At 64.0% G+C, this 12,388-nt stretch carries 13 protein-coding genes; 9 read left to right on the top strand and 4 right to left on the bottom strand.

Translation table 11 applies throughout. From position 1 onward, the window contains the following. Positions 1-67: 67 nt before the first annotated feature. The 4 genes from AC0L20_RS05900 to cynS all read left to right on the top strand — a co-directional run bounded on the left by AC0L20_RS05900 (position 68) and on the right by cynS (position 3,884). Complete coding sequence (locus tag AC0L20_RS05900; protein WP_473287788.1) at positions 68-1,447, top strand: CmpA/NrtA family ABC transporter substrate-binding protein; 1,380 nt, start codon at positions 68-70, stop codon at positions 1,445-1,447. Between the two features lie 166 nt (positions 1,448-1,613). Further along, positions 1,614-2,456, top strand: coding sequence for a nitrate ABC transporter permease (ntrB, locus tag AC0L20_RS05895; RefSeq protein ID WP_473287787.1), 843 nt, complete (start codon positions 1,614-1,616; stop codon positions 2,454-2,456). A 5-nt stretch (positions 2,457-2,461) separates the two neighbouring features. Continuing rightward, positions 2,462-3,385: an ABC transporter ATP-binding protein gene (locus tag AC0L20_RS05890; RefSeq protein ID WP_473287786.1), complete on the top strand. Its 924-nt coding sequence runs from the start codon at positions 2,462-2,464 to the stop codon at positions 3,383-3,385. A 16-nt stretch (positions 3,386-3,401) separates the two neighbouring features. Beyond that, positions 3,402-3,884 carry a cyanase gene (cynS, locus tag AC0L20_RS05885; protein WP_456769210.1) on the top strand — a complete coding sequence of 161 codons (483 nt, stop codon included), beginning with the start codon at positions 3,402-3,404 and terminating at the stop codon, positions 3,882-3,884. A gap of 53 nt (positions 3,885-3,937) precedes the next feature. Here the strand turns inward: cynS and AC0L20_RS05880 are convergent, their stop codons facing one another. Then, positions 3,938-4,261 carry a DUF1476 domain-containing protein gene (locus AC0L20_RS05880; protein ID WP_473287785.1) on the bottom strand — a complete coding sequence of 108 codons (324 nt, stop codon included), beginning with the start codon at positions 4,259-4,261 and terminating at the stop codon, positions 3,938-3,940. A gap of 309 nt (positions 4,262-4,570) precedes the next feature. Here AC0L20_RS05880 and purC point away from each other — a divergent pair, with 309 nt between their 5' ends. Then, complete coding sequence (gene purC, locus AC0L20_RS05875) at positions 4,571-5,338, top strand: phosphoribosylaminoimidazolesuccinocarboxamide synthase (protein ID WP_171944915.1); 768 nt, start codon at positions 4,571-4,573, stop codon at positions 5,336-5,338. Positions 5,339-5,350: 12 nt separating this feature from the next. Further along, a complete protein-coding gene (gene purS, locus AC0L20_RS05870; RefSeq protein ID WP_007602264.1) occupies positions 5,351-5,593 on the top strand; it encodes a phosphoribosylformylglycinamidine synthase subunit PurS in 243 nt (80 codons plus the stop codon). Between the two features lie 10 nt (positions 5,594-5,603). Here purS and AC0L20_RS05865 read toward each other — a convergent pair whose 3' ends face one another. Next, complete coding sequence (locus AC0L20_RS05865; protein WP_473287784.1) at positions 5,604-6,617, bottom strand: magnesium and cobalt transport protein CorA; 1,014 nt, start codon at positions 6,615-6,617, stop codon at positions 5,604-5,606. Positions 6,618-6,782: 165 nt separating this feature from the next. On the opposite strand from AC0L20_RS05865, the gene purQ reads away from it, so the two are divergent. Next, positions 6,783-7,484 (top strand): phosphoribosylformylglycinamidine synthase subunit PurQ, encoded by a 702-nt coding sequence (gene purQ, locus AC0L20_RS05860; protein WP_473259103.1) that lies wholly within the window; start codon positions 6,783-6,785, stop codon positions 7,482-7,484. After that, complete coding sequence (locus tag AC0L20_RS05855) at positions 7,481-8,452, top strand: tripartite tricarboxylate transporter substrate binding protein BugD (RefSeq protein ID WP_473287783.1); 972 nt, start codon at positions 7,481-7,483, stop codon at positions 8,450-8,452. The genes purQ and AC0L20_RS05855 overlap by 4 nt, the downstream gene beginning before the upstream one ends. 15 nt (positions 8,453-8,467) lie before the next feature. Here the strand turns inward: AC0L20_RS05855 and AC0L20_RS05850 are convergent, their stop codons facing one another. Continuing rightward, entirely contained in the window at positions 8,468-9,424 is a 957-nt protein-coding gene (locus AC0L20_RS05850) for a DMT family transporter (RefSeq protein WP_473287782.1), read from the bottom strand. Between the two features lie 75 nt (positions 9,425-9,499). Further along, a complete protein-coding gene (locus AC0L20_RS05845; RefSeq protein ID WP_473287781.1) occupies positions 9,500-9,979 on the bottom strand; it encodes a PaaI family thioesterase in 480 nt (159 codons plus the stop codon). 183 nt (positions 9,980-10,162) lie between these two features. Between AC0L20_RS05845 and purL the strand changes: the two genes are divergently transcribed. Further along, the gene (purL, locus tag AC0L20_RS05840) at positions 10,163-12,373 is read left to right on the top strand and encodes a phosphoribosylformylglycinamidine synthase subunit PurL (RefSeq protein WP_473287780.1); all 2,211 of its coding nucleotides are present in this window, start codon (positions 10,163-10,165) and stop codon (positions 12,371-12,373) included. Positions 12,374-12,388: the final 15 nt, after the last annotated feature.

Here is a 12,388-nt window from a genome sequence, read left to right as displayed (position 1 = left end):
TGGCCGGCCTGAAGGTGATGGCATGCTCCTTGCGTAATTCTCCTCGCAATGACGCGCAGGAGGTCCGATGTCCACTTTCGACAATCCGTTTGATCCCGATCGCAAACTGCGAGCCGGCTGTGCCTGTGGTCAGCATCAATCCGTGGCGGAGCATGAGCAGGCAACCGCGTTGCGCTGTGATCCCGTCGAGAGCGAAGAGAAGCGCTACGAGGGCGTCGTCGCCTCTGCCGTGATGCGCGCGATGTTTCCGCAGGATGTGGCGCGGCGCGCGTTTCTGAAATCGGTCGGGGCCTCCACCGCGCTGGCCGCGCTGTCGCAGTTCTTCCCGCTTCAGACCGCCACCGAAGTCTTTGCGCAAGCCGGCACGCCGGAAAAGAAGGACCTCAAGGTCGGCTTCATCCCGATCACCTGCGCCACGCCGATCATTATGGCCGCGCCGCTGGGCTTCTATGCCAAGCACGGCCTCAACGTCGACGTGGTCAAGACCGCCGGCTGGGCCGTGATCCGCGACAAGACCATCAACAAGGAATACGACGCCGCGCACATGCTGGCGCCGATGCCGCTCGCGATCTCGCTGGGCTTAGGTGCCAACGCCATTCCGTTCGCAGTGCCCGCGATCGAGAACATCAACGGCCAGGGCATCGTGCTGGCGAGCAAGCACAAGGACAAGCGCGACCCGAAAGACTGGAAGGGCATGAAGTTCGCCATCCCCTTCGACTATTCCATGCACAATTATCTGCTGCGCTACTATCTCGCCGAACACGGCATCGACCCCGACACCGACGTGCAGCTGCGTTCGGTGCCGCCGCCGGAAATGGTGGCAAACCTGCGCGCCGACAACATCGACGGCTTTCTCGCGCCCGACAATATCTGCCAGCGCGCGATCTATGACGGCGTCGGCTTCATGCATCTGTTGTCCAAGGAAATCTGGGACGGCCATCCCTGCTGCAGCTTCGCCGCCAGCCGCGAGTTCATCACGACGGCGCCGAACAGCTTTGCCGCGCTGACGCGCGCGATCGTCGATGCCACGGCCTATGCGTCGAAGGCGGAGAACCGCAAGCAGATCGCCGAGGCGATCGCGCCGGCGAACTACATCAACGCGCCGGTCACGGTACTGGAACAGGTCTTGACCGGCACCTATGCCGACGGCCTCGGCGGCGTGAAGACGGATGAAAAGCGCGTCGATTTCGACCCGTTCCCCTGGCAGTCCTTTGCGGTGTGGATGCTGACGCAGATGAAGCGCTGGGGCCAGATCAAGGGCGATGTCGACTACAAGGCGGTCGCCGAGCAGGTCTATCTCGCCACCGACACCAGGAAGCTGATGACCGAAATGGGCCTGGCGCCGCCAGCCGGCAGCTACAAATCGTTCGCGGTGATGGGCAAGACTTTCGATCCGGCCAAGCCCGAGGATTATTTGGCGGGCTTCAAGATCAGGAAGGCGTCGTGAGCGGCCGCGCTCTCTTTTCACCTCGCCCCGCTTGCGGGGAGAGGTCGGATCGCATCGTTAGATGCAATCCGGGTGAGGGGGACTCTCCGCGAGTTCGTCTCTCACCGAATATGCGGAAGCATGCCCCTCACCCCGACCCTCTCCCCGTAAGAACGGGGAGAGGGAGATGACCACCGCCTCCCTCCGTCTCCGCGCTGGCCTGGTCTCGATCGTGCTGCTCGTCGCGTTTCTCGGCGTCTGGCATCTCGCCGTGCGCTCGGCGGCACCGGTGGCCACGATGAGCCCGGAATACGCCAAGCTGATGGGCCTGACTGCGACGCAGGGCAAATCCGCCATGCCCGGGCCGGTCGATGTCGCCGCAAAACTCTGGGAGCATTTGAGGAGGCCGTTCTACGACAACGGGCCGAACGACAAGGGGCTCGGCATCCAGCTCGGCTACTCGATTGCGCGCGTCGGCACCGGCTATCTGCTTGCGGTGCTCGTCGCCATCCCGCTCGGTTTCCTGATCGGCATGTCGCCGCTGCTGAGCAAGGCACTCGATCCCTTCATCCAGGTCTTGAAGCCGATCTCGCCGCTGGCGTGGATGCCGCTCGCGCTCTACACCATCAAGGATTCCTCGATCTCCGCGATCTTCGTCATCTTCATCTGCTCGATCTGGCCGATGCTGCTCAACACCGTGTTCGGGGTCGCGAGCGTCCGCAAGGAATGGATCAACGTCGCGCGAACGCTCGAGGTCGGAACCATCAGGCGCGCCTTCACCGTGATCCTGCCCGCGGCAGCACCGACGATCTTGACTGGCATGCGCATCTCGATCGGCATTGCCTGGCTGGTGATCGTCGCGGCCGAAATGCTCGTCGGCGGCACCGGCATCGGCTATTTCGTCTGGAACGAGTGGAACAATCTGTCGATCACCAATGTGATCATCGCGATCCTCCTGATCGGGGTCGTCGGCATGCTGCTCGACCAGATCCTCGCGCGCTTCACGCGCATGGTCACGTTTCCGGAGTAGGGCCGTTGACCGAAAAATTCATCTCCATCGAAGCCATCGCAAAGCGCTATCCGGGCGCGGACGGAGCGACAACGGCGGTCTTCGAGAATCTCTGGTTGTCGATGGCGCGCGGCGAGTTCTGCTGCGTGATCGGCCATTCCGGCTGCGGCAAGACCACGGTGCTCAACATCCTTGCCGGCCTCGATGCGCCGAGCGACGGCGCGGTGATCGTCGATGGGCAAGCCATTTCAGGGACGAGCCTCGACCGCGCCGTGATCTTCCAGAGCCATGCGCTGCTGCCCTGGCGCACCGTGCTCGGCAACGTTGCCTACGCCGTGAGCTCGAAATGGCGGAGCTGGGATCGCGCCAAGGTGAAGGCGCATGCGCAGAAATTTATCGATCTCGTCGGCCTGACGGGTTCGGAGCACAAGCGACCTTCCGAGCTTTCCGGCGGCATGAAGCAGCGCGTCGGCATCGCGCGTGCACTGTCGATCACGCCAAAGATGATGCTGATGGACGAGCCGTTCTCGGCACTCGATGCGCTGACGCGCGGCACGCTGCAGGACGAGGTGCGGCGCATCTGTCTGGAGACCGGGCAGACCGCGTTCATGATCACTCATGACGTCGACGAGGCGATCTACCTCGCCGACAAGATTTTCCTGATGACCAACGGTCCCGGCGCGGTGCTGGCGGAAGTGGTCGAGAACCCGCTGCCGAGGGACCGCGGCCGCACCGATTTGCACCGCCACCCGCTGTACTACGCGCTGCGCAACCACATCGTTGATTTCCTGGTAACGCGCAGCAAGACTTTCGCGGCTGAGACGCCCGGTCACGATCCGCGCAATGTGCCGGTGGTGCGTATCGGCAAGCCCGGACTGACCGTCGCGTCCGGTGGCGACGAGCAACGACAGACCTGGATACCTGGGACCAATCCCGGGCTGACTGCTTGAAAAAGGAGACCCTGACATGAAACGCGAAGACCTCACCGAGAAGCTGCTCGACATCAAACGCGAGAAGGGCTGGAGCTGGAAATATATCTGCGAGCAGATCGGCGGCTATTCCGAGGTGCTGATAACAGGCGCGATCCTCGGCCAGATGAAATTGACCAAGCCGCAGGCCGCAAACGCCGCTGAACTGTTCGGCCTGACGAAGGCCGAGACCACGATGCTGAACGAGACGCCGATGCGCGGCATGCCGATGCCGCCGACCGATCCCTTGATCTATCGTTTCTACGAGCTGGTCATGGTCAACGGTCCGGCGTGGAAGGCGCTGATCGAGGAGGAGTACGGCGACGGCATCATGTCGGCGATCGATTTCGACATGGTGATGGAGCGCCTGCCCAATCCGAAGGGCGACCGCGTCAAGATCACCATGAGCGGCAAATTCCTGCCGTACAAATATTACGGCGCCAGCGGCAACGTGCCGGAATATGGGTTCAAGGAGGGATAACTGGTAGGCATTCCGGGGTGCGTCGCAGACGTCCCCCGGAATGACGCTTCGCCTTATTTCCCGGCCTTCACCTCGGCCGCCGCCACCGCGATCAGCTCGTTCATCTTGGCGCGAATCACCTGTTCGGTGACGGCGACGTTCTTGGCGGCGAAATCGGCCATGACCTTGCGCAGGACGTCGGCGTCACCGGCTTCCTCGAAATCGGCCGCGACCACCTCCTTGGCATAGGCCGTGGCGGCATCGCCGCTGATGCCGAGCTTTTCGGCCGCCCACAGACCGAGCAGCCGGTTGCGGCGGGCTTCCGCCTTGAATTTCTGCTCCTCGTCGAGGGCGAACTTCTTCTCGAAGCCTTCCTCGCGCTTGTCCAACGTGCTCATGCCTTTTCCAATTCCCTGCTGACTGGACCCGGCTGGCCCTCGTTGCGAGAGCCCCGGTGCATGCCTAGATAGGGGGCACGAATCGGCAAAACAACGAGCCGTTAAGCCGCAGGCAAGACGGTATAAGTTTGATGCCGGACGGCCGGATCGATTGTGCTGGGACGGCCAATCGGATAGGTTGCCTAAGGCTGGGTTCCCGTTCTGTTTCCAGGGGTTCCGGGCCGTTCACGGCAGCTCCGCTGTGGGTCGTAGTCTCGTCAACCGGAGCACACCAAATACATGGATTTCAACAAAACACGGTACATCCCCATGAGCCGTCGGCGTCGCATTTATGAAGGCAAGGCAAAGGTTCTTTACGAAGGCCCGGAGCCCGGTACCCTGATCCAGCACTTCAAGGATGACGCCACCGCGTTCAATGCGAAAAAGCATCAGGTGATCGAGGGCAAGGGTGTCCTCAACAACCGGATCTCGGAGTACCTGTTTCAGCACCTCAATGACATCGGGGTGCCGACCCATTTCATCCGCCGCCTCAACATGCGCGAGCAGTTGATCCGCGAAGTCGAGATCGTGCCGTTGGAAGTGGTGGTGCGGAACGTTGCCGCCGGCTCGCTGTCGCAGCGCCTCGGCATCGAGGAGGGTACGCAGCTGCCCCGCTCGATCATCGAGTTCTATTACAAGAACGACCAGCTCAACGACCCCATGGTGTCGGAAGAGCACATCACCGCTTTCGGGTGGGCGACACCGCAGGAGATCGACGACATCATGGCGCTTGCCATCCGTGTCAACGACTTCCTCACCGGTCTCTTCCTCGGCATCGGCATCCGCCTCGTCGACTTCAAGATGGAGTGCGGCCGACTGTTCGAGAACGACATGATGCGGATCATCGTCGCCGACGAGATCTCGCCGGATAGCTGCCGTCTGTGGGACATCAAGTCGAACGAGAAGCTCGACAAGGACCGTTTCCGCAGGGATCTCGGTGGGCTGCTCGAGGCCTATACCGAAGTCGCCAAGCGTCTCGGCATTCTCATGGAGAACGAGCGTCCGGCCGGTTCCGGCCCGGTGCTGGTGAAGAGCTAAGAGGGATCTGACGTGAAGGCACGTGTTACCGTGACGTTGAAAACGGGCATCCTCGATCCGCAGGGCAAGGCGATCGAGGGTGCGTTGAAGTCGCTCGGCGTCGACGGCGTCGCCAGCGTTCGCCAAGGCAAGGTGTTCGACATCGAGCTCGCCGGCGCGGACAAGGCCAAGGCAGAGGCGGCGTTGAAGGACGCCGCCGACAAGCTGCTGGCGAACACCGTGATCGAGAATTATCGGGTCGAGCTGATCGGGTGAACGGGATGGCTCACAGCCATCCGACCCGACGAAAACGCCAGTACAGCGCGCCGCACGCCGTCAGCATCACGCCGAGCAGCGTGTAATAGCCGTACTCCCAGTCCAGCTCCGGCATGTGCTTGAAGTTCATGCCGTAGATGCCGGCAAGCGCGGTCGGGATCGCGATGATCGCGAGCCAGGAGGCAAGCTTCTTGGAGACCGCCGTCTCCTGGGCCTGGCCGACCAGCAGGCTCGCTTCGAAGGCGAAGGCCAGCACCTCGCGCATCGAATCGATCCGCTCCTGGATGTTCCTGACGTGGTCGGTGACGTCGCGGAACAGCGGCTGCATCGTCGCGCGCACCATCGCCAGCTCGTCATGCTCGAGCCGGCGGCAGACCTCCACCAGCGGGCCGATTGCGGTCCTGAGCCGCAAGAGGTCGCGGCGCAGCATGTAGAGCCGCTCGATCTGCGCCTTGCTGATTGCCTTGGAGAGCACGTCGTCCTCGATGCTCTCGACCTCTTCGTGAATGCTCTCGAGCACGGGCGAGTAGTTGTCGACGATGAAATCGAGGATGGCGTAGAGGATGTAGTCCTCGCCGCGCGCGAGCGCGCGCGGGCAGCTTTCGCAGCGTTCGCGCACCGGCGTGTAGGACGTCGACGCGCCGTGGCGCACCGAGACCAGATAGCCTTCGCCGACGAAGATGTGCGTCTCGCCGAAGGCGATCCGGCCCTCGATCAGTTGCGCGGTCCGCGCCACGATGAACAGGGCCTCGCCATATTGCTCGATCTTCGGTCGCTGATGGGCGTGGTTGGCATCCTCGGCGAGCTCGTGCAGGTCGAACTGCTTCTGCACCGCGCTGAGCAGCGCCATGTCGGGCTCGTGCAGCCCGATCCAGACCACGTGGCCGGGTTTCGCGCGCCAGCTCGAGGCCTCGCTGATGGCGATATTGGCGACGCGCCGGCCGTCGACATAGGCACCGGCGGCAATGACGCCCTCGGTGGACACCGGCTCGGAGAGGGATGCGGGCAGCGACGGGACATTCATGGCTTTAATCCCGGGCGAATCGATCGGCCGAATGGCGGGCTATGGCCTGTGCACAACGCTCGCCGCCAAGGCTAGCACTGGTAAAATCCCCGTCAAATGGATATGTCTGCTGCCGATTTGGCAGCCGTGCCAGCCCCATTCCAATCCTCGTTCGGAACCTCTGCCATGAAAGCCGCCATCCTCGTCTTTCCCGGAATCAACCGCGAGCGCGACATGGCGCGTGCCTTGAGGCTGATCTCGGGGAGCGAGCCCACAATGGTCTGGCATGCCGAGACGTCGCTGCCCGACGGCACCGACCTCGTGGTGGTGCCCGGCGGTTTCTCCTATGGCGATTATCTGCGCTGCGGCGCGATTGCGGCGCGGGCGCCGGTGATGGACGCGGTGCGCGACTACGCGGCCAAGGGCGGCCTCGTGCTCGGCGTCTGCAACGGATTTCAGATCCTCTGCGAATCCGGCCTCTTGCCCGGCGTCCTGATGCGCAATGCGCGGCTGAAATTCATCTGCCACGACGTGCATCTCCGTGTCGAGCGCTCCGACACGCCGTTCACGCGCGGCTACAATGCAGGGCAGGTGATCCGCGTGCCCATCGCGCATGGCGAGGGCAATTATGCGGCGGACGCGGAGACCATCAAGCGGCTCGAAGGCGAGGGGCGCGTGCTTTACCGCTATTGCTCGGCCGACGGCGCGATCGACGATGTCAGCAACATCAATGGCGCCGCGCAATCCATCGCCGGCATCGTCAACGACAAGGGCAACGTGCTCGGCATGATGCCGCATCCGGAAAACCACGTCGAAGACATCATGGGCTGCACCGACGGCCGCGGCCTGTTCGCCGGCCTCACCGCGCATCTGGAAAAAGCCGCGTGATTGCGTTCGTGCTGAAGCGGCTGCTAGCCGCTGTCGCCGTCGTTGCGTTCGCGACGGCCGCGTTCGCGCAAGATTTCCCCAAGCGTCCCGTCACCATGATCGTGCCGTTCGCGGCCGGCGGCACGTCCGACGTGATCGCGCGCACCGTTGCCGAGCAGATGGGCATCGCGCTCGGCCAGACCATCGTGATCGAGAACGTCGCCGGCGCCGGGGGCTCGACTGCACTGGCGCGCGCCTCCCGCGCCGAGCCCGACGGCTACACCATTGCGATCGGCAATGCCGGCACCAACGCCGCGACCTATACCATCTATCCCAAACTGCCGTTTACCCCGGACTCCTTCGTGCCCATCGCCATGGTGGCGAAGACGTTCGGCATCATCGCTGTGCGCAAGGATTTTCCGGCAAAGGACCTCAAAGAGTTCATCGCCTACGCCAAGGCGAATCCCGGCAAGATCAATCTCGGCCATGCCGGCGTCGGCTCTTCGAACTACCTGATCTGCAAGAGCTTCGTCACAGCCGCCGGGATCGACGCGACGCTGGTCGGCTATCGCGGCGCCGCGCCCGCGCTCACCGATGCGATCGGCGGCCAGATCGACGGCGTCTGCGATGCGGCAGCCTCGGTCTCGCAGTCGATCAACGAGAAGCTGGCGCGCGGACTCGTGGTCGGCTCGACCGTCCGGCTCGCCACAGTGCCCGACCTGCCGACGTCGGCCGAAGCCGGCCTCCCCGAATTCGAAGCGCAGGGCTGGAACGGCCTGTTCGCGCCGAAAGGCACCCCGCCGGCAATCATCGCCAAGCTGAATGCCGCTGCACGCACGGCGGTCGAAACCGACGCGGTGAAGAAACGGTTCGCCGATCTCTCGACCGTGGCACCCGATGCCGACGAGCACACGCCCGAGGTGCTGCAAAAGCTCGTGACGCGCGACGTCGAGAAGTATCGCAAAATGCTGGCCGACGACGCCAAGTAGTAGCTCAAGTAATAGCTAGCGTCGTTTCAGCCGCTCCGTCGGCACCGTCATGGCGGCGACGCCCGCCATGACCAGCACCAGGCCCAGCACCAGGTTCGAGGGCACGCTCTCGCCGAGCAGCAGCACGGAGAGGCCGACGCCGATCGGGATGCGCAAATAGCCTTGCGCGTTCGTCGTCAGCGTGCCGAGCCGTCCCAGGCACATGTAGAACAGCATCAGCCCCAGGGCGCTGGAGACGATGCCCATGACGATGGTGGCTATGATCGCCGTCGGCGTCGGGTGCAGCGTCCAGGGCTGGTCGATGATCAGCGAAGGCGGCAGCAGCACCAGGCCGCCGAACAGCAGCGAACCGGCCGCCACCACCATCGGGTCGTATTCGGACAGCCGCAGGCCGAAGATCGTGGCACAGGCAAAGGAGATGGTGGCGAGCAGGATGGCGATCTCCGCCACGATCTCGCTACCGAAGCCGCGCAGCGCATCCAAGCCAACGATGACGATGGTGCCGGCAAGGCCAAGGAGCGCGCCCGCGAGCTTCAGCAGCGTTGCCGGCTCGTGGCGCGTGATCAGGGAGGTGATCAGGAAGGCGAAGATCGGCGTGGTCGAGGCCAGCACCACCGTGTTCGACGCCGGCACATATTGCTGAGACCAGGTGATGATCAGGAACGGAAAGGTCGAGTTGATCAATTGCTGGGTCGCGAACAACTTCCAGGCCTTCGCATCGGTCGGGATCCTGACGCCGCGCATCCACAGGATCGCGAACAGGAAGGCGGCCGCGATCAGCGAGCGCGCCGAGATGAAGGTCACGGGTGGGATCGTATCCAGCGCGAGCTTGGCCAGTGGATAGGTTGAGCTCCAGCAGCAGGCGAGCGCGACCAGCAGCGCATAGTCGCGCCAGCTCCGCGCGCCTGTGGCAGCCATGGACGGCAATTGCGAGGCCGTGGCGCGAGCCGTCGGCGGTGTGCTCTGCGGCACCTTGATATTGCTCCCCGGCGCGACAGCGCTCGACACAAGTCTGGGCGAGGGGGCGCCAAAAGGGAAGGCGGCGAGCTATGCGTTTGGCTGCGGTGCCGGCTTCCGCTTCACCCGCTTGATCGTGCCGGAGAAGGTGAACAGCGGCCGCCCGCCCGATGTCAGCTTGCCGCGCAGGAAGATCAGCGAGCCGCCGGCGCGGGAGACCTCGCCGACGCATTCGATCAGCTCGCCTTCGCGCGCCGCGTCGAGGAAGTCGCAGGCGAAATTGGTGGTCACCGCCGGCCCATCCAGCTCGTGGGTGGCGATCGCGAACAGGCAGTAGTCGGAAAACGCCATGAAGCAGCCGCCATGGACGTTTCCGGAGCCGTTGAGGTGCTTTTTCTCGACCCGGAACGCCGAGCGGACGCTGCCGTCGTCCTCGATCTTGTGCCAGAACGGGCCGATATGGCTCTCAAAACTGTCGCGAATCCAGGTGCGCCAGCCCTGGAATTCACCCTCGGTGGCGACGTGGAGGTCGGGGCGGCGAGGCGGGGGCGCTTTGGTCAATTCGTGCAAGGAAATGGGCCTTCAATTGCGGGTCGTTTGCCCTTAAATCCGATCTGTCCGCGCTGTGCAATTCCTGTTCCCGCAGCCCCCGGCCGCAAAACGTGGGACAGCGGGAAAATGCGCCATAAAGGGCTTTTCCAAGCCGCCCGATGTTCCTAAGAACGGCCAACTGCTGCCGAAAGCCCAAATTCCATGAAGAACGAACCCAAGATCACCCCCGAGCTGATTGCCGCCCACGGGCTCAAGCCCGACGAGTATGAGCGCATTCTGAAGCTGATCGGGCGGGAGCCGACCTTCACCGAGCTCGGCATCTTCTCGGCGATGTGGAACGAGCACTGCTCGTACAAATCCTCGCGCCTCCATCTGAAGGGTCTGCCGACCAAGGCGCCCTGGGTGATCCAGGGTCCTGGCGAGAACGCCGGCGTGATCGACATCGGCGACGGCCAGGCCGTGGTCTTCAAGATGGAGAGCCACAACCACCCGAGCTACATCGAGCCGTACCAAGGCGCCACCACCGGCGTCGGCGGCATCTTGCGCGACGTCTTCACCATGGGCGCGCGTCCGATCGCCTGCCTCAACGCGCTGAGTTTTGGCGCGCCGGAGCATGCCAGAACCAGGCATCTCGTCTCCGGCGTCGTCGCCGGCGTCGGCGGCTACGGCAATTCCTTCGGCGTGCCGACGGTCGGCGGCCAGGTCCGTTTCCACACCCGCTATGACGGCAACATTCTCGTCAACGCGATGGCGGTCGGCCTCGCCGATACCGACAAGATCTTCTATGCGGCCGCCTCCGGCGTAAATATGCCGATCGTCTATCTCGGCTCCAAGACCGGCCGCGACGGCATTCACGGCGCCTCGATGGCCTCGGCCGAGTTCGACGACAAGTCCGAAGAGAAGCGTCCGACCGTGCAGGTCGGCGATCCCTTCGCCGAAAAGCTGCTGCTCGAGGCCTGCCTCGAGATCATGGAGAAGGGCTGCGTCATCGCGATCCAGGACATGGGCGCGGCGGGGCTGACGTGTTCGGCGGTGGAGATGGGCGCCAAGGGCGACCTCGGCGTCGACCTCGATCTCGATGCGGTGCCGACGCGCGAGATCGGCATGAGCGCCTACGAGATGATGCTCTCGGAGAGCCAGGAGCGCATGCTCATGGTGCTCAAGCCCGAGAAGGAGAAAGAGGCCGAGGCGATCTTCAAGAAGTGGGGCCTGGATTTCGCCGTGGTCGGCTACACCACGCCGAGCAAGCGCTTTGTAGTCAAGCATGGCGGCGACGTCATGGCCGATTTGCCAATCAAGGAACTCGGCGACGAGGCGCCGCTCTATGACCGCCCGCATGTCCCCTCCGCCGCTTTGCCGGTCGTGCATGCGCGCGAGGTGGGGGCGCCGATGGGTCTCGGTGCCGCGCTCGAAAAGCTGATCGGTACGCCCGATATGTGCAGCAAGCGCTGGGTCTGGGAGCAGTACGACCACGTCATTCTCGGCAACACCATGCAGCGTCCCGGCGGCGATGCCGCCGTGGTCCGCGTGCAGGACGGCCCGAAGGGCCTGGCGCTGACCGTCGACGTGACGCCGCGCTATTGCGAGGCCGATCCCTATCAAGGCGGCATGCAGGCCGTGGCGGAAGCCTGGCGCAACATCACCGCTGTTGGCGGCAAGCCGCTTGCGATCACCGACAATCTCAATTTCGGCAACCCTGAACGCCCCGAGATCATGGGCCAGTTCGTCGGCTGCCTGAAGGGCATCTCGGAAGCCTGCCGCACGCTCGACTTCCCGGTCGTCTCAGGCAATGTCTCGCTCTACAACGAGACCAATGGCCGCGCGATCCTGCCGACGCCCTCGATCGGCGGCGTCGGCCTGCTCGATGACTACACCAAGTCAGCCTCGCTCGCGTTCAAGGCCGAAGGCGAGGCGATCCTCTTGATCGGCGAAACTCACGGCTGGCTCGGTCAGTCGGTTTACTTGCGCGACATCTGCGGTCGCGAGGAGGGGGCGCCGCCGCCGGTCGATCTCGCCGCCGAGAAGCGCAACGGCGACTGCGTGCGCGGCATGATCCATGCGGGCACCGCGACCGCCGTGCACGATCTCTCCGACGGCGGTCTTCTGATCGCGCTCGCCGAGATGGCGATGGCGAGCGGCATCGGCGCCAAACTGCTCGAGGCGCCAACCTCGTTGGTGCCTCAGGCCTATTGGTTCGGCGAGGACCAGGCGCGCTATCTCGTCACCGTGCCTGAAACCGAGGCCGGGCGCGTGCTCGCCAAGATGCGCGGCTGCGAGGTGCCCTGCGTGCGGATCGGCACCACCGGCGGCGACGCGATCGCGATCGCGGGCGAGGCGCCTGTAACGATCGGCACGCTCAGGGCATCGTTCGAGCGCTGGCTGCCGGAATATATGGGCGGCAAGGCGGCGTAAGGGGCTGAACCCGTA

The organism is Bradyrhizobium sp. Kon58 (assembly GCF_055807455.1).
This window is presented reverse-complemented; position numbering and strand designations above follow the sequence as displayed.

Bases quoted from the DNA above. Each gene is read 5' to 3' on its own strand.
- AC0L20_RS05900 (WP_473287788.1), top strand. From the start codon at position 68: ATGTCCACTTTCGACAATCCGTTTGATCCCGATCGCAAACTGCGAGCC.
- ntrB (WP_473287787.1), top strand. From the start codon at position 1,614: ATGACCACCGCCTCCCTCCGTCTCCGCGCTGGCCTGGTCTCGATCGTG.
- cynS (WP_456769210.1), top strand. From the start codon at position 3,402: ATGAAACGCGAAGACCTCACCGAGAAGCTGCTCGACATCAAACGCGAG.
- AC0L20_RS05880 (WP_473287785.1), bottom strand. From the start codon at position 4,261: ATGAGCACGTTGGACAAGCGCGAGGAAGGCTTCGAGAAGAAGTTCGCC.
- purC (WP_171944915.1), top strand. From the start codon at position 4,571: ATGAGCCGTCGGCGTCGCATTTATGAAGGCAAGGCAAAGGTTCTTTAC.
- AC0L20_RS05865 (WP_473287784.1), bottom strand. From the start codon at position 6,617: ATGAATGTCCCGTCGCTGCCCGCATCCCTCTCCGAGCCGGTGTCCACC.
- purQ (WP_473259103.1), top strand. From the start codon at position 6,783: ATGAAAGCCGCCATCCTCGTCTTTCCCGGAATCAACCGCGAGCGCGAC.
- purL (WP_473287780.1), top strand. From the start codon at position 10,163: ATGAAGAACGAACCCAAGATCACCCCCGAGCTGATTGCCGCCCACGGG.